This is a genomic window from Rathayibacter sp. AY1F2 (assembly GCF_002930885.1).
GTDB lineage: Bacteria > Actinomycetota > Actinomycetes > Actinomycetales > Microbacteriaceae > Rathayibacter.
This window is the reverse complement of sequence record NZ_PSVG01000012.1, coordinates 23223-44373: the sequence shown is the minus strand read 5'-3', so window position 1 is coordinate 44373 and position 21151 is coordinate 23223. Positions and strand designations below refer to the sequence as shown.

The window sequence follows — 21151 nt, the reverse complement described above, 5'->3', positions numbered from 1 at the left end:
CGCGTTGCCTGAAGACGAGACCTGCGGAGCCGCGGATCCGAGAGAGCTCCGGAGCGGGGTGGGGCTCCGGGCACCGGGTCTCGATGCGCCGTTGGAGGCGGCTACGCGACCAGCAAGGGGTCCGGAGCCTGCCGCGACAGCGGGCTACTCGTCGAGCGCGAGCTCCTTGGGGAGCTCGAACTCCTTGCGGGAGAGCTCCTCGACGTTGACGTCCTTGAAGGTCAGCACGCGCACCGACTTCACGAAGCGGTCGGAGCGGTAGACGTCCCAGACCCACACGTCGCGCATGGTGAGCTCGAAGTAGAAGTCGTGCTCGGTGTCGCGGCGGACCAGGTCGACCTCGTTCGCCAGGTAGAACCGGCGCTCGGTCTCGACGACGTACGAGAACTGCGAGACGACGTCGCGGTACTCCCGGTACAGTGCCAGCTCGACCTCGCGGTCGTAGTCCTCGAATTCGTCCTCATCCATCGTTGGACAATCCTACGCCGAGCCGACGGGCCCGAGCGCCGGGAGCGGCTCCTCGACGCTCTCCCGCGACTTCGACAGCCAGGTCACCCGGTGCAGCGGGGACGGGCCGACCCGCTCGATGCCCGCCCAGTGCGCGGCGCTGCCGTAGCCCTTGTTGCTGTCCCAGGCGTAGTCGGCGAAGTCGTCGTGGTGGCGCACCATCTGACCATCGCGGCCCACCTTCGCGAGCACGGAGGCGGCGGAGACGGCGGCGCAGTCGCGGTCGGCCTTCACGCGGGTGACGATCGTCAGCTCTGCCGCCCTCTCGCCCAGCGCGGGCGTCAGCCAGTCGTGGGCACCGTCGAGGAGGACGACGGCGGTGGCGAGGTCGACGCCCTGGTCGGCGAGGCGCTCGATGCCCCTCGACGCGGCGCGGCCGAGGCCGGCGATGATCCCGGTCTCGTCGATCTCGTCCGCCGAGGACTCGCCGATCGCCCAGGCCGAGACCCACTTCGCGACTCCCGGCAGGAGCGCCTCGCGGCGGGCGGGAGCGAGCATCTTGGAGTCGCGGAGCCCCTCGGGGAAGCGCCCGCAACGGCTGCCGATCGACACGACACCGACCGACACCGGGCCGGCGATCGCGCCGCGGCCGACCTCGTCGCAGCCGATGACCGTCTCGTAGCCCTGCCGGAAGAGGCGCCGCTCCTGCGTCAGCGTCGGCTCGGCGACGACCACCTAGCCCTGCCCGCTCTGCGCGTCGTCCGAGCCCTCCTCGGAGGCCTCGGTGTCGACTCCGCGGAACACCGACGGGTAGTCGTCGAGCCACGCCCACTGCTGCACGGGCCAGGTCACGAGGATCGCGCGGCCCACGACGTTGTCGATCGGCACGAAGCCGCCGCCCGGCTTGTCGGTGTTGTAGCGGGAGTCGGCGGAGTTGTAGCGGTTGTCGCCCATCACCCAGAGCGAGCCCTCGGGCACGACGACGTCGAAGGGGGTGGCCGAGACGGCCTGCACCCCGTCGGGCAGCTTCACGTAGGGCTCGTCGATCGGGTTGCCGTTGATCTCGACCTGGCCGAGCGGCGTGCAGCAGGTCACGTGATCGCCGGGCAGGCCGATGACGCGCTTGATGAGGTGGTCGTTGCTGTCGGGAGCGGTGAGGCCGACGAGTGCGAGGGCGGAGTCGACCGCGGCCTGGAACGGCGGCACGGAGGGCTCGGAGCTCGGCGAGAGCCATCCGCCGGGATCGCGGAAGACGACGACGTCGCCCCGCGAGATCGGCACGACTCCGGGCACGAGCTCGTTCACGAGGATGCGATCGTTCTCGACGAGCGTCTGCTCCATGGAGGAGGAGGGGATGTAGAACGAGCGGATCAGGAAGGTCTTCACGAGGAAGGAGACGAGCACCGCGACCACGAAGATGATCAGCACGTCGCGGAGGAAGAGCAGGACTCCCCGGCGCTTGCGCGGGCGCTTCTCGGACGGATCCGCCGAGTGGCGGGCGTGGTCCTCGCCTCCGGGGAGGCGGACCGGGGCCGTGCTGTCTGTCATCGCTCGCCGTCGCCCCTACTGTGCATCACCGGGTGGACTCCCCGGACGGATCGCCCCCGAGAAAGGGAGGAACCCCGGTCCATCATAGGTGGACCGGGGTTCCCGAGAAGTCGTGCGGATGCCGCTCAGGCGTCGCGCTTCTCCTTGATCTTGGCCTTCTTGCCGCGCAGGTTGCGCAGGTAGTAGAGCTTCGCGCGACGGACGTCACCGCGGGTGACGACCTCGATGTGGTCGATGACCGGCGAGTGCACGGGGAACGTGCGCTCGACGCCGACCTGGAAGCTCACCTTGCGGACGGTGAAGGTCTCGCGGACGCCCTCGTTGGAGCGGCCGATGACGACGCCCTGGAAGACCTGGATGCGCGAGCGGGAGCCCTCGACGATGTTGACGTGGACCTTGACGGTGTCGCCGGCGCGGAAGTCCGGGACATCGCTGCGGAGGGACGCCGCATCGACGGAATCGAGGATGTGCATGCTGTATCGCTCTCCGTGCCCGCCACAGGTCGAACACCGTTTCGTTGATGGAAGTCGGTCGTGCCCACGTCGTCGCGGCTCCCCTGTGGCAGAGCCTGCGCGAGGCACAAGCGCTCATTCTGCCATGCCGCGCCGATCCGAGTCAAAGCAGGGTCATGAGCAGGGCAGGGTCACCCGGAGGCAGAGCTGCGCAGAGGGCGGGTCCGTCGAGAGGGCCGAGCTGTGGAGCAGGGCGGGGCCTCGCAGGGGACAGCGCCTCTCGGGACGCCCGACCCTCAGAGGACGATGGTCTGCCCGTCCTGCGGGCGCTCCGGGTCGAAGCCCTCGCCTGCGACGGGGCGGTGAGCGCCCTCGGCCTGCACGGACGCCGCCTCCGAGAAGGCGAGGAGAGTGGCCCTCGCGTCGGCGAGGAACCGCCACGCCGAGTGCCAGAAGGCCGCCACTCCGAGGACCACCGAGAGCAGGCCCAGCGCCCAGGCGCCGGGCGGGAAGAAGCCGAAGGCGATCAGGGAGAGGTGCCAGGCGCCGACCACGGCCACGTCGCTCCACGCGGGAGTGCGCGTGGGCCGAACGGTCACCCGGAATGCGACGATCGCGGCCACAGCCGCCAGCGCGACCGCCAGAATGGGGAGGGCGATCACCAGGCCGAGCACGGTCCAGCCGCTCGATCCTCCGAAGACCCCGTAGCCGAGGAGGATCCACAAGGGCAGCACGATCGCCGCCGGGAACTGCCAGGAACCGAATGCCCGTCGCATGCGCATGCACCGACCGTACCCACCACCGCTGAGCGACGGCTCAGCGGACCCCGAGAGGATCAGGATGATCGAGCTACGCACCCCCGCCGAGATCGAGGAGATGCGTCCCGCCGGCCGCTTCGTCGGCGAGGTACTGAAGGCCACCTCCGCTGCCGCCGCGGTCGGCGTGAACCTGCTGGAGCTCGACCGGCTCGCCCACGACATGATCCGCACGGCCGGCGCCGAGTCCTGCTACATCGACTACCACCCCTCCTTCGGCGCGAGCCCCTTCGGCAAGGTCATCTGCACCTCCGTCAACGACGCGGTGCTGCACGGCCTGCCCTTCGACTACCGGCTGAAGGACGGCGACCTGCTCACCCTCGACTTCGCCGCCTCCGTGAACGGCTGGGTCGCCGACTCGGCCATCAGCGTCGTGGTCGGGACGCCGCGCGAGGAGGACCTCGCCCTCATCGACACCACCACACGCGCGCTCGAGGCCGGCATCGCCGCCGCGCAGCCCGGGAAGAAGATCGGCGACATCTCCGCGGCCATCGCGGCCGTCGCACACGCCGAGGGCCTGTCCATCAACACCGACTTCGGCGGCCACGGCGTCGGCCGCACGATGCACGGCGATCCGCACATCCCCAACGACGGACGCGCCGGCCGCGGCTACCCGCTCCGCCCGGGCCTCGTCGTCGCGATCGAGCCGTGGTTCCTGCAGACGACCGACGAGATCTACACGGACAAGGACGGCTGGACCCTCCGCAGCCGTGACGGCTCTCGCGGCGCCCACATGGAGCACACGATCGCCATCACCGAGACGGGGAACATCGTCCTGTCCGCGCGGGACTGACCAAATGGTGGACAGTACCGCTATCCGATAGCGATACTGTCCACGTGCGAATCTCGGAGCTCAGCCGCAGCAGCGGCGTCAGCCTGCCCACGATCAAGTACTACATCCGGGAGGGGCTGCTGCCGCCGGGCGACGCCGCCGGCCCCCAGCGGGCGGAGTACGGGGACGCCCATGTCGCGCGCCTGACGCTGCTCCGCGCTCTCATCGAGAGCGGCGGCGTCGGCATCGCCGGCGCGAAGCGGATCACGGCCGCGCTCGACGCGGGCGTCGGTCCGACAGCAGCGTTCGAGGTGGCGCAGGACGTGGTCTCCGTGAGCGCCGACTCGACCGCGTCCGCCACCGAGGCGTCGACGCGGCGGATCGCCGAGGCCGCGGGCTCCGACCACTGCGGTCACCCTGCCGTCGCGACGGCGGCACGGGCGCTCGACGCGCTCGAGCTCTCCACCGGACCGATAAGTGCCGGCTGGCTCGAGGCCTACGCCCGCGCCGCCGCCCTCGTCGCCTCCGCCGACCTCGACGAACTGCAGGCCCGCGACAGCGTGAGCGAGCAGGCCGCCGTCGCCGCCGTCGGCACCGCGCTCGGAGACGTGGTTCTGCAGTCGCTCCGGCGCGTCGCCCAGGCGCGCGAGACGCAGAGCCGCTTCGGCTCGACGGAGGTGCCCCGATGAGCGCCGCGACCGAGACGCCCGCGCGCACGGCCTCAGCTGCTCCGCACCGGCCGCTCCTGGTGCTCGCAGGCGCGATGGCGGTCGGCGCCCTCCTCTGCGCGATCGCGCTGGTCGTCGATCCCCGCGAGCTCGGCGGACAGCCGCTCTGGGGCAAGCCGCTGAAGTTCTGCCTCTCGATCGCGCTGTACGCCGTGACGCTCGCCTGGCTGATCGGGCTCGTGCCCCGCCGGCGCCGCCTCGCCCGAGCGCTGGGCACGGTCGCGGCGGTCGGTCTGGCGGTCGAGATGGTCGTGATCGGAGGCGCCGCCCTGGTCGGCGAGCGCAGCCACTTCGACGTCTCCACTCCCCTGCACGCCGCGCTCTGGGCCTCGATGGCCGTCTCGATCATGGTGGTCTGGCTGGCGACGCTGGTCCTCGCCGCCCTCCTGGCGCGGGTGCCGCTCGGCGACCCTGCGCTGACGCTCGCCGTCCGCGCCGGACTCGTGATCGGGCTCGTCGGGATGGCCCTCGCGTTCCTGATGACGGGGCCCTCGCCCGGCCAGATCAGCGACTACCAGGGCGTCGTCGGTGCGCACGCCGTCGGAGTCGCGGACGGCGGACCCGGCCTCCCCCTCCTGGGCTGGAGCACCACGGGGGGCGATCTGCGCATCCCGCACTTCGTCGGGATGCACGCTCTGCAGGGGCTCCCGCTGCTCGCGCTGCTGCTCGGACGGCTGGCAGCCCGGATCCCCGTCCTGCGCCCCGGATCCACCCGGCTGCGGCTCGTCGCACTGGCCTCGGCGGGCTGGGCGGCCGCGGTCGCCCTCACCTGCTGGCAGGCGCTGCGCGGTCAGGCGCTGACCGCACCGGACGCGCTGACCCTCGCCGTCGCTACTGTGGCCGTGGTCGCCCTCGCCGGAGGGACGATCCTCACCCTCGCACGAACGGAGGCCCGCGCATGAGCCGGCTGCACCGCGGCTGGACGCCGCTCGGGATCGTCTACCTCGTCCTCGCCCTCGCCGGGCTGATCGGGACCTGGACCTGGAACGTGAGGGCTATGCAGGAGGGCGCGGACCTGCTCGCCGGCCTCGCCGCAGGCGGGCCGTGGGTGTCGTCGTTCTCGACCGACCTGCTGGTCGTCGCGATCGCGGCCGTCGCCTTCATGGTGGTGGAGGGCCGCCGGATCGGGATGCGCCGCGTGTGGATCCTGGTGCTGCTCGCGCCGCTGGTCGCCCTCGCGTTCGCGTTCCCCCTCTTCCTCGCCCTCCGCGACCGGCACCTGGCCCTCGCGGCCCGGTGACCGTGCGGCGAGGGGCTAGGGAAGCAGTTCGGGGCGGACGCGGCGCGTGCGCTCGACGCTCTGCTCGTGGCGCCAGGCGGCGATCGCCCCGTGGTTGCCGCTGAGGAGCACCGGAGGGACGTCGAGGCCGCGCCAGGAGGCCGGCTTGGTGTAGCTCGGGTACTCGAGCAGCCCGTCGGAGTGGCTCTCCTCGACCAGGCTCGCCGGATTGCCGACCACGCCCGGGACCAGGCGTCCGACGGCCTCGATCATCGCCATCACGGCGACCTCTCCTCCGTTGAGGACGTAGTCGCCGAGGCTGATCAGCCGGACCCGCGCGCGCTCGGCGGTGTGGTCCACGACGCGCTGGTCGATGCCCTCGTAGCGGCCGCAGCCGAAGACGAGGGTGGACTCCTCCGCGAGCTCGCGGGCGGTCGCCTGGGTGAACAGCTCGCCCGCGGGCGACGGGAATATCACGACGGGGTCGTCCGCGCCGTCGAGGATCGTGTCGAGCGCCTCGCCCCACGGCTCCGGTCGCATCACCATGCCGGCGCCGCCGCCGTAGGGCGTGTCGTCGACGGTGCGGTGGCGGTCGTGGGTGAAGTCCCGCAGGTCGTGCACGCCGAGCTCGATCAGCCCGCTCTGCCGAGCACGGCCGAGCAGGCTGATGTCGAGCACGCCGAAGAACTCCGGGAAGATCGTGACGATGTCGATCCTCACGACCGGGGCTCCTCCTCGGAGGCGGCCAGGGGCTCGTCGTCGGCGGGCTCCTCGAGAGCGGCGTCCGCGTCAGCGGAGTCCGCGTCATCGGAGGCGTCCGTCGCGTCGGCGTCCGCAGGCGCGCTCAGCGCCGGGTCCGCGAGGTCGACACCGCTGAGGTCGACCGCGGCGGGCTCCTCCTCGGGGGCCTCCTCGAACAGGCCGATCGGAGGCGTGACCGTGACGATCCCGGCCGCGGCGTCGACGGAGGGGACGATCGCGTTCACGAACGGCACCATCACCTCGCCGGAGGGGGTGCCGACGATGAGCAGGTCCTGCGCGGGGAAGTGGTCGACGCGGCGGACGGTGCCGACCTCGACGCCGTCGCGGACGACCTTCATGCCGACCAGCTGGTAGTCGTACCAGGAGTCGTCCTCGCCCGGCTGGGTCTGCACCTCCTCGTCGATCCAGAGGATCGCCTTCAGGAGGGTCTCAGCGGCGTTGCGGTCGTCGACGCCTCGGAAGAATGCGACGGGGTGGCTGTTGTACCAGCGAAGCTCGACGAGCTCGAGCTTCTTGCCGTGCCACTCGGAGGTGCGCGGGACCTGCAGCGTGAACGTGGATCCGGGGGTGAAGCGCTTGTCGGGCTCGTCCGTGTAGAGCTCGAGCTTGATGGCGCCCTTGAGCCCGTGTGCCTTGGTGAGTCGGGCGACGCGGAGCTGCGTCGTGCCCGGTCCGGTGACCGACACCTCTACTTGTCGGTGTCGACGACGTCGACGCGCACGCGGCGCCCGTCGGCGAGCGCGGCGACGAGAGTGCGGACGGCCTTGGCGGTGCGACCGGAGCGTCCGATCACGCGGCCGAGGTCCTCGGGGTGCACGCGCACCTCGAGGACCTCTCCGCGCGGGGAGCTCGTGGCCACGACACTGACCTCATCGGGGTTCTCGACGATCCCCTTGACGAGGTGTTCGACGGCGGGAGCGAGCACTGACTACGCCTCGGTGGAGGTCTCGTCGGCGGTGTCCTCGACCGGGGCGGCCTTGGCCGGAGCCTCGGACTTCGGCTTGAGGACGGGCTTCTTCTTCGCGTCGACGACGAACGGAGCCTTGGGCTCCTTCACCTGGACGGTGCTGACGGCGTCGGCGTCGCCCTTGAAGCGGCCCCAGTCGCCGGTCAGCTTGAGGATCGCGGCGACCTGCTCGGTCGGCTGCGCGCCGACTCCGAGCCAGTACTGCGCGCGCTCCGAGTCGACCTGGATGAACGAGGGCTGCTCGGTCGGGTGGTACTTGCCGATCTCCTCGATCACGCGGCCGTCGCGCTTGGTGCGCGAGTCGGCGACGACGATGCGGTAGTAGGGCGCCCGGATCTTGCCGAGGCGCTTCAGACGAATCTTGACAGCCACAATTCTCCTGTGTGGTCGTTGACCGGTGTCCGGTCGATGATGGATGAACTGAGCCGTGAGCGTGGGGGCACACCCGGCGGAAGCTCGAGGGGGTTTCGTCGGCGGTGAGTAGAGGGTCGACCGCCTCGGACCCGACGGATCATTCTGCCAGAAAAACCGCCCCGGTGCGGGCCCGGCACGCCGCCGACCAGCGGCACCCTCGCGGGAGCGGGCCGCGCGGGACCGGGAAGGCCTCCGCCGGGGCTCGGCGTCCGCCCCGGCCGCAGGTGGCAGGATGGCGAGGCGCGTCCCGATCGGCGGACGCCCGGATCCGATGAGGACCACGCCATGGAGATCAGCTTCGCCGCATCAGACCGCTCCACGCTCGGGATCGAGTGGGAGGTCGCGATCGTCGACCGGCAGACGGGCGATCTCGCCAACGTCGCCGATGTGGTGCTGGAGGCGCTCCGCAGCGACGACGGCGCCCTGCACCCGCACATCACCGGCGAGCTCCTGCGCAACACGGTCGAGCTGGTCTCCGGCGTGCACACCTCCGTCCGCGACGCGGTCGCCGATCTGCAGGACCAGCTGCGGCAGGTGCGCGAGATCACCGACCCCATGGGACTCGACCTCGTGTGCTCGGGCACGCACCCGTTCGCGCAGTGGTTCGACCAGGCCATCACGGACAAGGAGCGGTACCACCGCCTCATCGACCGGACCCAGTGGTGGGGCCGGAACATGATGATCTGGGGCATCCACGTGCACGTCGGCATCGAGCACCGCGACAAGGTGCTGCCGATCCTCAACTCCCTGCTCGACTACTACCCGCACCTGCAGGCGCTCTCGGCGTCGAGCCCGTTCTGGGGCGGAGTCGACACGGGCTACGCCTCGAACCGCGCGCTGATGTTCCAGCAGCTGCCGACGGCGGGCCTGCCTCCGCAGTTCGGTGCCTGGGCGAACTACGAGGAGTACGTCGACGACATGATGCGCACCGGCGTCATCGACGACCACACGGAGGTCCGCTGGGACATCCGCCCCTCGCCGCAGTGGGGCACTCTCGAGATGCGCGCGTGCGACGGCCTCTCCTCCGCGGAGGAGATCGGAGCGGTCGCCGCGCTGATCCAGTGCCTCGTCGAGCACCTCTCGTCGCGGCTGGACGCGGGCGAGGACCTTCCGACGATGCAGCCCTGGTACGTGCGCGAGAACAAGTGGCGCGCGGCCCGCTACGGACTCGACGCCGAGATCATCCTCGACGCCGCTGGAGCGGAGCGGCTGGTCACCGACGACATCCGCGACCTGCTCGTCACCCTCGCACCGGTCGCCGAGCGTCTCGACTGCGTGAAGGAGCTCGGCGACGTCGAGCTGATCCTGGTCGCGGGAGCGAGCTATCAGCGCCAGCTGCGGACGGCCGCGGCGAACGACGGCGACCTCAAGGCGGTGGTCCGGGCGCTCGCGGGCGAGCTGCGCGACGGGCTCCGGGATCCCCGCTCATGACGCGTCCCGTCCTCCTCGCCGCAGCCGCGATCGGCGCCCTGGCCCTCGGCCTCGCCGGCTGCTCGTCCTCGACGACGACCGGCCCGGCGACCGGGTCCCCCACCGGCACCGCCACTCCCCTCCCGACCGTCACCGCCGATCCGCTGCCGCTCTCGATCGGCGGCTCTCTTCCCGCCGGCTCCCGGGTGACGATCGTCGGCGACAGCATCGTGCGCGGTCTGACGGTCGACCCGGAGCAGGCCTGGCCCGCACTCGTCGGCGACGACCTCGGCTGGGAGGTCACGAACCTGGGCTGCGACGGCGGCGGCTTCATCGAGCCGGGCGACTGCGGCGTCGCGATCGGCGACCGCGCGGAGGAGATCGCCGACACCCGGCCCGACGCGATCGTGCTGATCGCCAGCAGCAACGACCTGGGCTGGGATCCGGAGGACGTGGACGCCGCGATCGGGCCGGCGGTGGATGCGATCGTGTCCGCCTCGCCCTCGGCCCGGCTCATCGCGCTCGACTCGGTCTGGGGCCCCGACCCGCGCCCCTCCGATCTCGACGAGTACGACGCGGCGCTGGTCGAGGCCGTGACGGCCGCCGGCGGCGGTGCGCTCGAGTACCCGGACCCCCTCCGCGAGGACGGGCTGCTCGGCGAGGACGGCGTGCATCCCACCGTCGAGGGCCAGCGCGCCCTGGCCGACGCGTTCGAGGTGGCGGCCGAGAAGTCCGGCCTCGCCCGGGCGGTGCCGACGGGACAGAAGGCGACGGACGCGCCGGCGGCCTGACTCCGACGCGGGGCGCCGCCGTGACGGCGCCCCGCCGGGTCAGCGCGCGGTGCTGTTCCGGCCGTCGCGCCAGCCGAGCAGGTCGCGCACGGGAGCGAGGTCGATGTCCGGACCGGTGATGCCGAGCGTGAACAGGCGGGCGCCCAGCTCGTACTGCTGGTCGAGCACGTCGAAGGAGGCGTCGCCGACACCGCCGCGCACGCTCGCGCCGGTCGAGATCTCGATCGCGGCCGGGTCGCGGTCGACGCGGCCGCACCACTCCGAGAGCACGCCGAGCTTGCGCTCGAGCGTCGGGACGTCCGAGAAGCTGTGCCAGATGTCGGCGTGCTCGGCGACGATCCGCAGCGTCTTCTTCTCGCCGCCGCCGCCGATCATCACCGGGATGTCGCGGGTGGGCGCCGGGTTGAGCATCGACCACCGGCTGCGGATGCGCGGCATCGCCTCGGAGAGCTCGTCGAGGCGGGAGCCCGGGGTGCCGAACTCGTAGCCGTACTCCTCGTAGTCGCGCTCGAACCAGCCCGAGCCGATGCCGAAGATCAGACGGCCCTCGGCGCCCTTGGCGCTGATGTGGTCGACCGTGCGCGCCATGTCGGCGAGGAGGTCGGGGTTCCGGTAGCTGTTGCAGGTGACCAGCGGGCCGAACTCGATGCGGCTGGTCTGCTCGGCCCAGGCCGCGAGCATGCTCCAGCCCTCGAAGTGCAGGCCGTTCGGCTCTCCCGAGAGCGGGAAGAAGTGGTCCCAGTTGAAGGCGATGTCGACGCCGAGGTCCTCGAGCTCGGCGAGCGTGTCGCGGATGACCTCGTAGGGGACGTGCTGCGGTGCGATCTGGACGCCGATGCGGACGGGGCGCGCGTGTGCGGTTGTCATGCCCTCACGCTAGCGAGCGGTGCGCCTCACGGGGATCCCCGCTGCGGCCCCCGGAGGGACGGCGCGCTACTCCCCCGCCGGGTCCGGCGACGCCGAGGGCGCCTCGTCGCTCGTGGAGCGGGCGAGCTTGACGACGGTGGCCCCCTCGTCGTCGAACAGGCGGAGCCGTCCGCCGTCGATCGAGGCCATCGCCGCCTCCGAGAAGATCATCGGCAGTGCGACGCCGTCGCAGGCGATCAGCGTGCTCGGCCCGGCCGAGACGGTGAGGGCGCCCTCCTGGTCGATCGACCACTCGCCCTGCGCGCCGTTGCAGCCGTCGGAGCCCGTCCAGGTCCCGTCCTCCGCGATCAGGAGGAACGGCACGTCGGGCGCGTCGTAGGAGACGCCTGTCACCCAGCGGCCGACCAGGTCCTCCGGGGAGGGCGCCGTCATCGCGTCGACCCCGGAGCCCTCGGCGCAGCCGGTGAGCCCGAGCACGGCCGCGAGGACGAGGATCCCGCCCGCGCGTCCGGCCGCGACCCGCCTCATCGCCCGAGGAGCTTCTGCAGCTGCTCGAGCTCCTCCGGCGTGGGCTGGGCGCCCTTGCCGGCGCCGCCGCCCAGGCCGAAGCCGGAGCCGCCCGCATCGCCCGGGCGGGGCCCGGAGGTGATCGCCGCGTTCTCGGCCGCGCGCTTGGCGGGGTTGCCGGACTTGCTGCTCTTCTTCTTCTGCGGCTTCGGGCGGCCCTGGTAGCCGGCGCCGGGCACGGGGCCCATGCCGGGGACCGAGGGCATGCCGCCCTTGGCGACCGTCTTCATCATCTTGGCGGCCTGCTCGAAGCGCTGGACGAGCTGGTTGACGTCCGTGACCGTCATGCCGGAGCCGCGGGCGATGCGCAGGCGCCGCGAGCCGTTGAGCAGCTTCGGGTTGACCCGCTCCGCCTTCGTCATCGACTGGATGATCGCCTCGGTGCGCACGATCTCGCGCTCGTCGAACTGGTCGAGCTGCTCTCGCATGCCCTTCGCGCCGGGCAGCATGCCGATCATCTTCTTGATCGAGCCCATGTTGCGCAGCTGCTGCATCTGGCCGAGGAAGTCGTCGAGGGTGAACGTGTCCCCCATGATCTTCTCGGCGATCTTGCGCGCCTCGTCCTCGTCGAACGCGGACTGGGCCTGCTCGATGAGCGTCAGCACGTCGCCGAGGTCGAGGATGCGGCTCGCCATGCGGTCGGGGTGGAACTGCTCGAAGTCGTCGAGCGACTCGCCCGTGGAGGCGAAGAGGATCGGGCGGCCGGTGAGCGAGGCGACCGAGAGCGCCGCGCCTCCGCGGGCGTCGCCGTCGAGCTTGGAGAGGACGACGCCGGTGAAGTCGACGCCCTCCTGGAAGGCCTTGGCGGTCGCGACCGCGTCCTGGCCGATCATCGCGTCGATGACGAACAGGACCTCGTCGGGGTTCGTGACGCGGCGGATGTCGGCGGCCTGCTTCATCATGTCGGCGTCGACGCCGAGGCGTCCGGCCGTGTCGATGATGACCGTGTCGTACTGCTTGTCGGTCGCGAAGCGGATCGCGTTCTGGGCGACCTTGACCGGGTTGCCGACGCCGTTGCCCGGCTCCGGCGCGTAGACCGCGACTCCGGCCTGCTCGCCGACGACCTGCAGCTGCTGCACGGCGTTGGGGCGCTGGAGGTCGGCCGCGACGAGCAGCGGGGTGTGGCCGTCCTTGCCGAGGTACTTGCCGAGCTTGCCCGCGAGGGTCGTCTTGCCCGCGCCCTGGAGGCCGGCGAGCATGATGACGGTCGGCGGGCGCTTGGCGAACTCGAGCCGGCGCGACTGTCCGCCGAGGATCGCGACGAGCTCCTCGTTGACGATCTGGACGACCTGCTGGGCCGGGTTGAGCGCCTTGTTGACCTCGTCGCCGAGGGCGCGCTCGCGCACCTTGCCGGTGAACTCCTTCACGACCTCCAGCGCGACGTCGGCGTCGAGGAGGGCCCGCCGGATCTCGCGGACGGTGCCGTCGACGTCCGACGCGGAGAGCTTGCCCTTCGTGCGGAGGTTCTTGAAGGTCTCGACGAGTCGATCGGAGAGGGTGCCGAAAGTAGCCATGATGCCCGGAATTCTACCGGAGGCCCGGAGGGTCGGCGGGCGCGGCCGCCGATCGGCTCGCGATCGGCGCGATCACCGCGGAGCGGATTAACTGGTCCGGGTCCAAGAACAGGGTTAGGGTGGCCCGGTGATCGAGACACTGGTGGCGGGCGACTCCGCGGATCCCCTGGACTACACCGACGGCTGGGAGCTGCAGCGCCGCCTGCACGCCGAGGTGGTGGCGGGCTCGAGGCCGGACACCCTCGTGCTCTGCGAGCACTCCTCCGTCTACACCGCCGGCAAGCGCACCGAGGCGCACGAGCGCCCGGACGACGGCTCGCCCGTGGTCGACGTCGACCGCGGAGGGCGGATCACCTGGCACGGCCCGGGCCAGCTCGTCGGCTACCCGATCGTGCGGCTCGGCGAGCCCGTCGACGTGGTCGCCTACGTCCGCTCGCTGGAGGGGGTGCTGATCGCCGCTCTCGACGACCTGGGCGTGCAGGGGCGGCGCGTCGACGGGCGCTCGGGAGTGTGGATCCCGAGGGACGGCGGCGCCGACAAGATCGCCGCGATCGGCATCCGCGTCGCCTCGGGCGTGACGATGCACGGATTCGCCCTCAACGTCTCGAACAGCCTCGAGCCCTACGCCCGCATCGTCGCCTGCGGCATCGCCGACGCCGGGGTGACCACGCTCGAGCGCGAGCGCGGCGAGGCTCCGCCCATGGAGGCGGTGCGGGCGCGGGTGGCGGCGCGCTTCTCGGAGGCGGCCCCCGCCTTCTCCGCCCGCATCGAGGAGGTCGCCGCGTGAGCGCCGAGGCCGGCGGCCGCAAGCTCCTGCGGCTGGAGATCCGCAACGCCGAGACGCCGATCGAGCGCAAGCCCGAGTGGATACGCACGAAGGCCTCGATGGGCCCGGAGTACCTGCAGCTGCAGTCGCTGGTGAAGAGCGAGGAGCTGCACACCGTCTGCCAGGAGGCGGGCTGCCCCAACATCTTCGAGTGCTGGGAGGACCGAGAGGCGACCTTCCTCATCGGGGGCGCCCAGTGCACCCGCCGCTGCGACTTCTGCCAGATCGACACCGGGAAGCCCGCGGACTACGACGCCGACGAGCCCCGGCGCGTCGGCGAGTCCGTGGCGCGGATGAACCTCCGCTACGCGACCGTCACCGGAGTCGCCCGCGACGACCTGCCGGACGAGGGCTCCTGGCTCTACGCCGAGACCATCCGCCAGATCCACGCCCAGGCTCCGGGCACGGGGGTCGAGATCCTGGTCCCGGACTTCACCGGCCGCGCCGAGCACCTGCAGAGGGTGTTCGACGCGGAGCCGGAGGTGTTCGCCCACAACGTCGAGACGGTGCCGCGGATCTTCAAGCGCATCCGGCCGGCCTTCCGCTACGAGCGCTCGCTCGACGTGCTCACTCAGGGCCGGGAGGCGGGGCTGATCACGAAGTCGAACCTCATCCTCGGCATGGGCGAGGAGCGGGAGGAGATCTCGCAGGCGCTGCAGGACCTCCACGACGCCGGCACCGACATCGTGACCATCACGCAGTACCTCCGCCCGACGCCGCGGCATCTGCCGGTGGACCGCTGGGTGCACCCGGAGGAGTTCGTGGCGATCAAGGAGGAGGCCGAGGACATCGGCTTCCTCGGCGTCCTCGCGGGGCCCCTGGTCCGCTCCTCCTACCGGGCCGGCCGGCTCTGGGCGCGCTCGATGGAGTCGAAGGGGCTGCCGGTCCCGGAGCACCTGCGCCACCTCGCAGACGCGGCACTGGGCTTCTCGCAGGCCGTGTAGCCCGCCACCGGGACGGCGCCGGCGCGTCGTCCCGGGCGGGGCCGCTCAGCTGACGAGCTGCTGGGCGAAGACGTGGGGGGTGAAGCCGGTGAGGTCGCCGATGCCCTCGCCCTGGCCGACGAGCTTGATCGGGATGCCGGTGCGCTCCTGGACCGCGAGGACGAAGCCGCCCTTCGCGGAGCCGTCGAGCTTGGTGATGACCAGGCCGGTGACGCCCGCGTGCTCGATGAACGCCTCGGCCTGGCTCAGCCCGTTCTGACCGGTCGTCGCGTCGAGCACGAGCAGGATCTCGGAGATCGGGGCCTGCTTCTCGATGACGCGCTTGATCTTCGTGAGCTCGTCCATCAGCCCGCCCTTGGTGTGCAGGCGGCCGGCCGTGTCGATGATGACCATCTCGACGCCGGTGTCCTTCGCGAACTGCACGGTCTGGAAGGCGACGGACGCCGGATCCTGGCGCTCCTGCTGCGGGCGGACGATCTGGGCGTCGGCGCGCTGCGCCCAGGTGGCGAGCTGGTCGACCGCCGCCGCGCGGAAGGTGTCGGCCGCGCCGACCACGACGCTCCGGCCGTAGTTGCGGAGGAACTTGGCGAACTTGCCGATGGTCGTGGTCTTGCCGACGCCGTTCACGCCGACCACGAGGATCACGGCGGGGCGCTCGCTGAGCTTGAGGGTCGTGTCGTACTTCGACAGGCGCTCCTCGAGGGACTCGCGGAGCATCCGCTGCAGGTCGCGCGGGTCGGTGGTGGAGTAGCGGGCGACCTTGGCGCGGAGGTCGTCGACGATCTCCTCGGTGATGTCGGGGCCGAAGTCGGCGGTGATCAGCGCCGTCTCGAGGTCGTCCCAGGTCTGGTCGTCGATCGTGCGCTTCTCGAACAGGCCGCGCAGTGCGCGGCCGAGCGACCAGGAGGTGCGTTCTGCCATGGGTCCAGGCTACCGGCGGGCGCGCCTCCGAGCGGTCGGGGAGGCGGGTTCAGGCCGGGGGCGCGGCGACGCGCTGGCCGACGACGGCCGAGACGCCGTCCTGCCGCATCGACACGCCGTAGAGGGCGTCCGCGATCTCCATGGTCCGCTTCTGGTGGGTGATGACGATCAGCTGGCTCGAGGTGCGCAGGTCCTCGAAGATGCTGAGCAGTCGGCCGAGATTCGCGTCGTCGAGGGCGGCCTCCACCTCGTCCATGATGTAGAAGGGGCTCGGCCGCGACTTGAAGATGGCGACCATGAACGCCACGGCCGCGAGCGAGCGCTCCCCTCCGGAGAGGAGCGACAGCCGCTCGATCTTCTTGCCGGCCGGCCGCACCGCGACCTCGATGCCGGTGGTGAGCAGGTTCTCCGGGTCGGTCAGCCGGATGCTGCCGGTGCCGCCGGGGAAGAGGACGGGGAACACGTCCGCGAACGCCGCCTGCGTGTCGTCGAACGCGGAGGCGAACACGGTCTGCATCGTCTCGTCGAGCTCCTCGATGATGGTGAGCAGGTCGCGCCGGGTCCCGGTGAGGTCGGCCAGCTGCTCGGTCAGGAACGCGTGCCGCTGCTCCAGCGCGGCGAACTCCTCCAGCGCGAGCGGATTGACGCGGCCCAGCTGCCCGAGCTGCTTCTCGGCCTTCTCGAGGCGGCGGCGCTGCTCCTCGCGGACGTAGGGCCGCGGCTCCTGCTCCACGTCCGTCTCGTCGGGGACGCCGACTCCGGGACCGTACTCCTCCACCAGCACGTCCTCGGCGAGCCCGAGCTCGGACGCGGCGCGCTCGAGCAGACCGGTGAGCTGCAGCCTCTTCTCGTAGATCTGCAGCTCGAGGCCGTGCACGCTCTCGGTGACGGACTGGAGCCGGTCGCGCACGCTCCCCTCCTCGCGGCGGAGCCCCTGCAGCTCGGCGTTCTGCTGCGAGCGCGCCGCCTCGGCCGCGACGAGCTCGGCCCGGGCCTGCTGGACGGAGCGGTCGACGGAGGCGAGGACGGCGGGGAGCGCGGCGGTCACCTCGGCCGCGGCGTCGCGCTGGCGACGGCGGATCACGGCGCGGCGCGCGGCCTCGTCGGCCGCGGCGCGGTCGGCGGCCAGCTGGCGGGCAAGCGCCTCCCCGCGGGACTGCTCCGCCCGCACCCGCTCCTTGGCGGTCTCGACGCCGAGTCGCGCCTCGATCTCGCGCTCGCGTGCGGTGTCGACGTCGCTCTGCAGACCGTCGCGCGCGCTCGCGTCGAGCACCGGCCGGGGCCTGGCGCGCGCGGCGTCGAGCGCCGACCTCGCCTCCTGGGCCGCGCGCTCGGCGTCGCCGACCCGGTCCGAGGCGACGGCCAGCGCCCTCGAGCCCCGGCCGAGCTCGGCGGTGGCCGCCTCGAGCTGGGCGCGCACGCCGCCGAGCCGCTCGGTGTGGGCGGCACGGGCGGCGTCGTGCTCGCGGAGGGCCGAGAGCGCGCTCGCGGCCTGCTCCTTCGCGCCGCGGAGCGCTCCGGTCTGCTCGGCGAGCTCGAAGCGGAGCCGGTCGATCCCGCCCTCGACCTCCTCCAGCCGGGCGGCGGCCGAGTCGCGCTCGGAGACGAGCTCGATCCGGCTGCGCTGCCCGCCGGAGCCGGCGCTCTGCACGGCGTCGGAGACGGTCGCGCCGTCGCGGGTGACCAGGACGGTGCCCGGATCGATGCCCTCTCTCAGGCGCCGCGCCGCGGCGAGGTCCTCGACCACGAGCACTCGCTCGAGGAGCGAGAGGACCCCGGCCGGCGCCGTGACGAGATCGCCCGCGCGTTCCGCCCCCTCGGGAACGGTGAGAGCGACGTGCGGCCGGGCGGCGTCGGCGACCAGCAGCTCGACGCGTCCGAGGTCGCGCTCCAGCGCGGCGTCCAGAGCAGCGTCGGCCCGGGCGGTCGACTCGACCAGCACGGCGTCGGCGACCGCGCCGAGGGCGGCGGCGATCGCGGCCTCGGAGCCCGGCCGCACCTGGATCCGCTCGGCGACCCGGCCGCGCACCCCCTCGATCCGGGCGGCGATCAGCTCGGCCGAGCCGTCCGAGACGTCGAGGGCCAGCGACAGGGCACCCGTGCGGGCGGCCAGCGCCTCGCGCTCGCGCTCCAGGGCGTGCAGCTCCTCGCGCAGCCGCTCGATCCCGCCCTCGGCGGCCGAGACCGCGGACTGGGCGAGCTCGTAGCCCTCGTCGAGGCCGCCGTCGGGGCCGCGGCCCGCGTCGTCCAGCTCGGCCTCCAGAGCGTCGAGCGCCCGCCGCGCCGCCTCCTTCCGCCGGTCGGCCGCGTCGAGGGTGTTCTGCGCGCGCAGGACCTCGCCCCGGACGGACGCGAGACGGGAGGCGGCGGTGTCGGCCTGCCCCGAGAGGGTGGAGAGCTCGAGGTCGTAGCGCGAGACGAGGGCCGCCTGCGCGGCGATCTCCTCGTCGACCGCGTCGAGGGCGGAGCGGGCGGCGACGGTCGTGCCCTGCGCCTGGACCCACGCCGACTCCGCGTCGAGGACGGCCTGCCGCAGGCGCTCCAGCTCGACCCGCGCCTCCTCCACCTGCCCCGGCGTCACGCGCGGCTGGATCTGCGGCTGCTCGGACTCGAGCTCGAGCATCGCGAGCCGCTGCCCGGCGAGGGCCGAGAGGTTGCGCAGCCGCTCCTGCACCGACTCCAGCTCGAACGAGGTGCGCCGGGCGTCGTCGACCGCGTCGCCGACCACCTCCGCCTCGATCCGCGCTCGCCGGAGCGTCGCCTGCTCGAGCCGCTGCTGCAGGACCACCCGCTCGCTGTGCCGCTCGCTCTCGGTGCGGGCGAAGCCGTCCAGAGCGGTCCGGAGCTCGACCACGTCGTCGGCGAGCAGGCGCGCCCGGGCGTCGCGCACCACGGCGGCGATCGTCTGAGCCTGCCGTGCGACCTCGGCCTGGCGCCCGAGGGGCTTGAGCTGGCGCCGGATCTCGCCCGCGAGGTCGGAGAGGCGGGTCAGGTTCGCCTGCATCGCCTCGAGCTTGCGGAGCGTCTTCTCCTTGCGGCGTCGGTGCTTGAGGATCCCGGCGGCCTCCTCGATGAACCCGCGCCGCTCCTCGGGGGTCGCGTGCAGCACGGCGTCGAGCTGTCCCTGCCCCACGATGACGTGCATCTCGCGCCCGAGACCGGAGTCGCTCAGCAGCTCCTGCACGTCGAGCAGCCGGCAGCCGCGTCCGTTGATCGCGTACTCGCTGCCGCCGTTGCGGAAGAGGGTCCGGGTGATCGTCACCTCGGTGTACTCGATCGGCAGGGCGCCGTCCGAGTTGTCGATGGTGAGCGCGACCTCGGCGCGGCCGAGGGGTCCGCGGGTGGAGGTGCCCGCGAAGATGACGTCCTCCATCTTGCCGCCGCGGAGCGTCTTCGCCCCCTGCTCCCCCATCACCCAGGCGAGCGCGTCGACGACGTTGCTCTTGCCCGAGCCGTTGGGGCCGACGACGCAGGTGACCCCCGGCTCGAAGGCGAACGTGGTCGGCTGAGCGAAGGACTTGAACCCCTTGAGGGTCAGGCTCTTCAGGTACACCCGGCCGCCTCGCTCCCGTCCACAACGCCTCCACGGTAGCCGACGGCCGCGGCCGGGCCGGGAGGCGGAGCCCCGACCGGCCGACGGACCGCCGCGATCCCGCACCGGAACAGGCGCAGGAGGCCGCCGCGGGCGCCGGGACGTGCACACTGGGGTGGTGAACCGCACCTCCGACCCGGCGCTCCGGATCCGCGAGCTCGCGATCCCCGAGGCCGTGGGCGCCCACGGCTGGAGCGACCTCCTCGCCCTGACCGCGATCGGCGATGCGGTGGGGACCGCCCCGGACTGCCGGGCCGTCTACACCTGGAACGCCGAGGAGAACCGACCGATGCTCGCTGTGAACGAGGCCGTCGGCTTCACCCCCGTCGCCCACGAGGGCCAGTGGAGGAAGGAGCTCCCATGACCCCGCTCGTCGAGCCCGGACCGCCGCTGACCGCCGCCGAGCGCGAGCGGTTCGCCCGGCAGATCCGCCTGGCGCCCCTCGGGGAGCTCGGACAGCGGCGCCTCCGGAACGCGCGCGTGCTGATCCTCGGCGCGGGCGGCATCGGCTCGCCGGTGATCACGGCGCTCGCCGCGGCCGGGATCGGGCGGCTCGGCATCGTGGACGGCGATGTCGTCGAGCTCTCGAACCTGGCGCGGCAGACGGCGCACGACGACTCCTCGGTGGGCCGGTCGAAGGCGGAGTCGGCGGCGGCGACCGCGCGGCGGCTCTCCCCCGGCATCGACGCCCGGGCCTTCCCGGTGTCGCTGACCTCGGCCAACGTCGACGCCCTGGTGGCGGGCTGGGACGTCGTGGTCGACGGCTTCGACACCTTCGGCGCGCGCTACCTCGCCTCGGACGCGACGACGCGCGCCGGGATCCCGCACGTGTGGGGATCGGCACTCGGCTTCGACGGGCAGCTCTCGACCTTCTGGGCCGGCGCCCCGGGCGGAGGGGTGACCCTGCGCGCGCTGCACCCCGAGGCCGAGGACGCGGGCGACAGCTGCTCGACGGTGGGCGTGCTGGGCGCGCTCTGCGCGCTGATCGGCTCGGCCATGGCGGCCGAGGTCGTCAAGCTCGTGACCGGGGCGGGCGAGCCGCTGTTCGGTCGCGTCCTCGTGCACGACGCTCTCGACTCCTCCTGGGCCGAGCTCCCTCTCGAGCGGCGGGTGCCGCCGGTCCCGGAGCGGCGGGCCGCGGCGGGCTCGATCACGGCGGCCGAGCTGCGGGAGCGGCTGGCCGGGCCGACGCCCCCGACCGTCGTCGACCTCCGCGAGGACGACGAGGACCGGTCCGTCGCGGTGCCCGGTGCCGTGCGGATGCCGATGTCGCGCTTCGACCCCGCCGCTCTGCCGGCCGGTCCGCTCGTGCTGCACTGCGCCTCCGGGGTCCGGTCGCGTCTCGCAGCGGAGCGCGCGGCGGCGGCGGGCGTGGCGTCCGACTCGCTCGACGGCGGGATGGCGTCGTGGCGGGAGCGGTGACCCGCGCCGCGGCCTCGTGCGCCGCGGAACGGGAGGGGTGAGGCGCACCCAGCGCCCTGCCGATCGGCGACCCGGGATGTTCGGTGCTCGCAGCGGAGAGGATCCGTCCTTCTCCGCGGATCAGGGCGGAGCAGTGTCCGAAGCTGATCGGCGGTGGCGTGCTCGCGGCCACC

The 21151-nt window shown here is 72.5% G+C and carries 24 protein-coding genes; 10 read left to right on the top strand and 14 right to left on the bottom strand.

What is annotated here, in order from left to right:
* Positions 1 to 144 precede the first annotated feature (144 nt).
* The 5 genes from C5C54_RS10790 to C5C54_RS10770 all read right to left on the bottom strand — a co-directional run bounded on the left by C5C54_RS10790 (position 145) and on the right by C5C54_RS10770 (position 3229).
* Positions 145 to 468 (bottom strand): DUF2469 domain-containing protein, encoded by a 324-nt coding sequence (locus C5C54_RS10790; RefSeq protein ID WP_055792576.1) that lies wholly within the window; start codon positions 466 to 468, stop codon positions 145 to 147.
* A gap of 12 nt (positions 469 to 480) precedes the next feature.
* The gene (locus C5C54_RS10785; protein ID WP_104288324.1) at positions 481 to 1182 is read right to left on the bottom strand and encodes a ribonuclease HII; all 702 of its coding nucleotides are present in this window, start codon (positions 1180 to 1182) and stop codon (positions 481 to 483) included.
* Positions 1183 to 1995, bottom strand: a complete 813-nt coding sequence (lepB, locus tag C5C54_RS10780; RefSeq protein WP_104250528.1) for a signal peptidase I — start codon at positions 1993 to 1995, stop codon at positions 1183 to 1185.
* A 125-nt stretch (positions 1996 to 2120) separates the two neighbouring features.
* On the bottom strand, positions 2121 to 2468 hold the full coding sequence (gene rplS, locus C5C54_RS10775; protein WP_104223904.1) for a 50S ribosomal protein L19: 348 nt from the start codon (positions 2466 to 2468) through the stop codon (positions 2121 to 2123).
* Between the two features lie 275 nt (positions 2469 to 2743).
* Entirely contained in the window at positions 2744 to 3229 is a 486-nt protein-coding gene (locus C5C54_RS10770) for a hypothetical protein (RefSeq protein ID WP_104288323.1), read from the bottom strand.
* A gap of 58 nt (positions 3230 to 3287) precedes the next feature.
* On the opposite strand from C5C54_RS10770, the gene map reads away from it, so the two are divergent.
* From map to C5C54_RS10750, 4 genes are read left to right on the top strand one after another with little or no spacing between them, the layout of a single operon-like run.
* The gene (gene map, locus C5C54_RS10765) at positions 3288 to 4055 is read left to right on the top strand and encodes a type I methionyl aminopeptidase (RefSeq protein WP_104223906.1); all 768 of its coding nucleotides are present in this window, start codon (positions 3288 to 3290) and stop codon (positions 4053 to 4055) included.
* A 44-nt stretch (positions 4056 to 4099) separates the two neighbouring features.
* Positions 4100 to 4723 (top strand): MerR family transcriptional regulator, encoded by a 624-nt coding sequence (locus C5C54_RS10760; protein ID WP_104288322.1) that lies wholly within the window; start codon positions 4100 to 4102, stop codon positions 4721 to 4723.
* Positions 4720 to 5664, top strand: coding sequence for a hypothetical protein (locus tag C5C54_RS10755; protein ID WP_104262842.1), 945 nt, complete (start codon positions 4720 to 4722; stop codon positions 5662 to 5664). Before C5C54_RS10760 ends, C5C54_RS10755 begins: the two co-directional genes overlap by 4 nt.
* A complete protein-coding gene (locus tag C5C54_RS10750) occupies positions 5661 to 6002 on the top strand; it encodes a DUF2834 domain-containing protein (protein WP_104223909.1) in 342 nt (113 codons plus the stop codon). Before C5C54_RS10755 ends, C5C54_RS10750 begins: the two co-directional genes overlap by 4 nt.
* Before the next feature lie 15 nt (positions 6003 to 6017).
* Here C5C54_RS10750 and trmD read toward each other — a convergent pair whose 3' ends face one another.
* From trmD to rpsP, 4 genes are read right to left on the bottom strand one after another with little or no spacing between them, the layout of a single operon-like run.
* Positions 6018 to 6701: a tRNA (guanosine(37)-N1)-methyltransferase TrmD gene (gene trmD, locus C5C54_RS10745; protein WP_104226875.1), complete on the bottom strand. Its 684-nt coding sequence runs from the start codon at positions 6699 to 6701 to the stop codon at positions 6018 to 6020.
* On the bottom strand, positions 6698 to 7429 hold the full coding sequence (rimM, locus tag C5C54_RS10740; RefSeq protein ID WP_104288321.1) for a ribosome maturation factor RimM: 732 nt from the start codon (positions 7427 to 7429) through the stop codon (positions 6698 to 6700). The genes trmD and rimM overlap by 4 nt, the downstream gene beginning before the upstream one ends.
* A 2-nt stretch (positions 7430 to 7431) precedes the next feature.
* Positions 7432 to 7668 carry an RNA-binding protein gene (locus C5C54_RS10735; RefSeq protein ID WP_068210678.1) on the bottom strand — a complete coding sequence of 79 codons (237 nt, stop codon included), beginning with the start codon at positions 7666 to 7668 and terminating at the stop codon, positions 7432 to 7434.
* Positions 7669 to 7671: 3 nt separating this feature from the next.
* Positions 7672 to 8082, bottom strand: a complete 411-nt coding sequence (rpsP, locus tag C5C54_RS10730; RefSeq protein WP_104223912.1) for a 30S ribosomal protein S16 — start codon at positions 8080 to 8082, stop codon at positions 7672 to 7674.
* Between the two features lie 327 nt (positions 8083 to 8409).
* On the opposite strand from rpsP, the gene C5C54_RS10725 reads away from it, so the two are divergent.
* Positions 8410 to 9555: a glutamate--cysteine ligase gene (locus tag C5C54_RS10725; RefSeq protein WP_104226878.1), complete on the top strand. Its 1146-nt coding sequence runs from the start codon at positions 8410 to 8412 to the stop codon at positions 9553 to 9555.
* Positions 9552 to 10325, top strand: coding sequence for an SGNH/GDSL hydrolase family protein (locus tag C5C54_RS10720; protein WP_104288320.1), 774 nt, complete (start codon positions 9552 to 9554; stop codon positions 10323 to 10325). Before C5C54_RS10725 ends, C5C54_RS10720 begins: the two co-directional genes overlap by 4 nt.
* 39 nt (positions 10326 to 10364) lie before the next feature.
* Here the strand turns inward: C5C54_RS10720 and C5C54_RS10715 are convergent, their stop codons facing one another.
* The 3 genes from C5C54_RS10715 to ffh form a co-directional block, all read right to left on the bottom strand.
* A complete protein-coding gene (locus C5C54_RS10715) occupies positions 10365 to 11192 on the bottom strand; it encodes an LLM class F420-dependent oxidoreductase (RefSeq protein ID WP_104288319.1) in 828 nt (275 codons plus the stop codon).
* A gap of 66 nt (positions 11193 to 11258) precedes the next feature.
* A complete protein-coding gene (locus tag C5C54_RS10710) occupies positions 11259 to 11720 on the bottom strand; it encodes an META domain-containing protein (protein ID WP_104260572.1) in 462 nt (153 codons plus the stop codon).
* Positions 11717 to 13273 carry a signal recognition particle protein gene (ffh, locus tag C5C54_RS10705; protein ID WP_104226882.1) on the bottom strand — a complete coding sequence of 519 codons (1557 nt, stop codon included), beginning with the start codon at positions 13271 to 13273 and terminating at the stop codon, positions 11717 to 11719. Before ffh ends, C5C54_RS10710 begins: the two co-directional genes overlap by 4 nt.
* Positions 13274 to 13400: 127 nt before the next feature.
* On the opposite strand from ffh, the gene lipB reads away from it, so the two are divergent.
* Positions 13401 to 14060 carry a lipoyl(octanoyl) transferase LipB gene (lipB, locus tag C5C54_RS10700; RefSeq protein ID WP_104238539.1) on the top strand — a complete coding sequence of 220 codons (660 nt, stop codon included), beginning with the start codon at positions 13401 to 13403 and terminating at the stop codon, positions 14058 to 14060.
* Positions 14057 to 15043, top strand: a complete 987-nt coding sequence (gene lipA / locus C5C54_RS10695; RefSeq protein ID WP_104247634.1) for a lipoyl synthase — start codon at positions 14057 to 14059, stop codon at positions 15041 to 15043. The genes lipB and lipA overlap by 4 nt, the downstream gene beginning before the upstream one ends.
* A 45-nt stretch (positions 15044 to 15088) precedes the next feature.
* On the opposite strand, the gene ftsY is transcribed toward lipA, so the two are convergent.
* Entirely contained in the window at positions 15089 to 15964 is an 876-nt protein-coding gene (gene ftsY, locus C5C54_RS10690) for a signal recognition particle-docking protein FtsY (RefSeq protein WP_104223920.1), read from the bottom strand.
* 49 nt (positions 15965 to 16013) lie between these two features.
* Positions 16014 to 19517: a chromosome segregation protein SMC gene (smc, locus tag C5C54_RS10685; RefSeq protein ID WP_104288318.1), complete on the bottom strand. Its 3504-nt coding sequence runs from the start codon at positions 19515 to 19517 to the stop codon at positions 16014 to 16016.
* A gap of 157 nt (positions 19518 to 19674) precedes the next feature.
* Here smc and C5C54_RS18460 point away from each other — a divergent pair, with 157 nt between their 5' ends.
* Positions 19675 to 19920, top strand: a complete 246-nt coding sequence (locus C5C54_RS18460) for a hypothetical protein (protein WP_146078819.1) — start codon at positions 19675 to 19677, stop codon at positions 19918 to 19920.
* A complete protein-coding gene (locus C5C54_RS10675; protein ID WP_104232484.1) occupies positions 19917 to 20978 on the top strand; it encodes a ThiF family adenylyltransferase in 1062 nt (353 codons plus the stop codon). The genes C5C54_RS18460 and C5C54_RS10675 overlap by 4 nt, the downstream gene beginning before the upstream one ends.
* Positions 20979 to 21151 lie beyond the last annotated feature (173 nt).

Excerpts from the sequence above, each read along its gene's own strand:
- C5C54_RS10790 (WP_055792576.1), bottom strand. The coding sequence starts at position 468 with ATGGATGAGGACGAATTCGAGGACTACGACCGCGAGGTCGAGCTGGCA.
- lepB (WP_104250528.1), bottom strand. The coding sequence starts at position 1,995 with ATGACAGACAGCACGGCCCCGGTCCGCCTCCCCGGAGGCGAGGACCAC.
- rplS (WP_104223904.1), bottom strand. The coding sequence starts at position 2,468 with ATGCACATCCTCGATTCCGTCGATGCGGCGTCCCTCCGCAGCGATGTC.
- C5C54_RS10770 (WP_104288323.1), bottom strand. The coding sequence starts at position 3,229 with ATGCGCATGCGACGGGCATTCGGTTCCTGGCAGTTCCCGGCGGCGATC.
- map (WP_104223906.1), top strand. The coding sequence starts at position 3,288 with ATGATCGAGCTACGCACCCCCGCCGAGATCGAGGAGATGCGTCCCGCC.
- C5C54_RS10755 (WP_104262842.1), top strand. The coding sequence starts at position 4,720 with ATGAGCGCCGCGACCGAGACGCCCGCGCGCACGGCCTCAGCTGCTCCG.
- C5C54_RS10750 (WP_104223909.1), top strand. The coding sequence starts at position 5,661 with ATGAGCCGGCTGCACCGCGGCTGGACGCCGCTCGGGATCGTCTACCTC.
- C5C54_RS10725 (WP_104226878.1), top strand. The coding sequence starts at position 8,410 with ATGGAGATCAGCTTCGCCGCATCAGACCGCTCCACGCTCGGGATCGAG.
- C5C54_RS10720 (WP_104288320.1), top strand. The coding sequence starts at position 9,552 with ATGACGCGTCCCGTCCTCCTCGCCGCAGCCGCGATCGGCGCCCTGGCC.
- C5C54_RS10715 (WP_104288319.1), bottom strand. The coding sequence starts at position 11,192 with ATGACAACCGCACACGCGCGCCCCGTCCGCATCGGCGTCCAGATCGCA.
- C5C54_RS10710 (WP_104260572.1), bottom strand. The coding sequence starts at position 11,720 with ATGAGGCGGGTCGCGGCCGGACGCGCGGGCGGGATCCTCGTCCTCGCG.
- ffh (WP_104226882.1), bottom strand. The coding sequence starts at position 13,273 with ATGGCTACTTTCGGCACCCTCTCCGATCGACTCGTCGAGACCTTCAAG.
- ftsY (WP_104223920.1), bottom strand. The coding sequence starts at position 15,964 with ATGGCAGAACGCACCTCCTGGTCGCTCGGCCGCGCACTGCGCGGCCTG.
- C5C54_RS10675 (WP_104232484.1), top strand. The coding sequence starts at position 19,917 with ATGACCCCGCTCGTCGAGCCCGGACCGCCGCTGACCGCCGCCGAGCGC.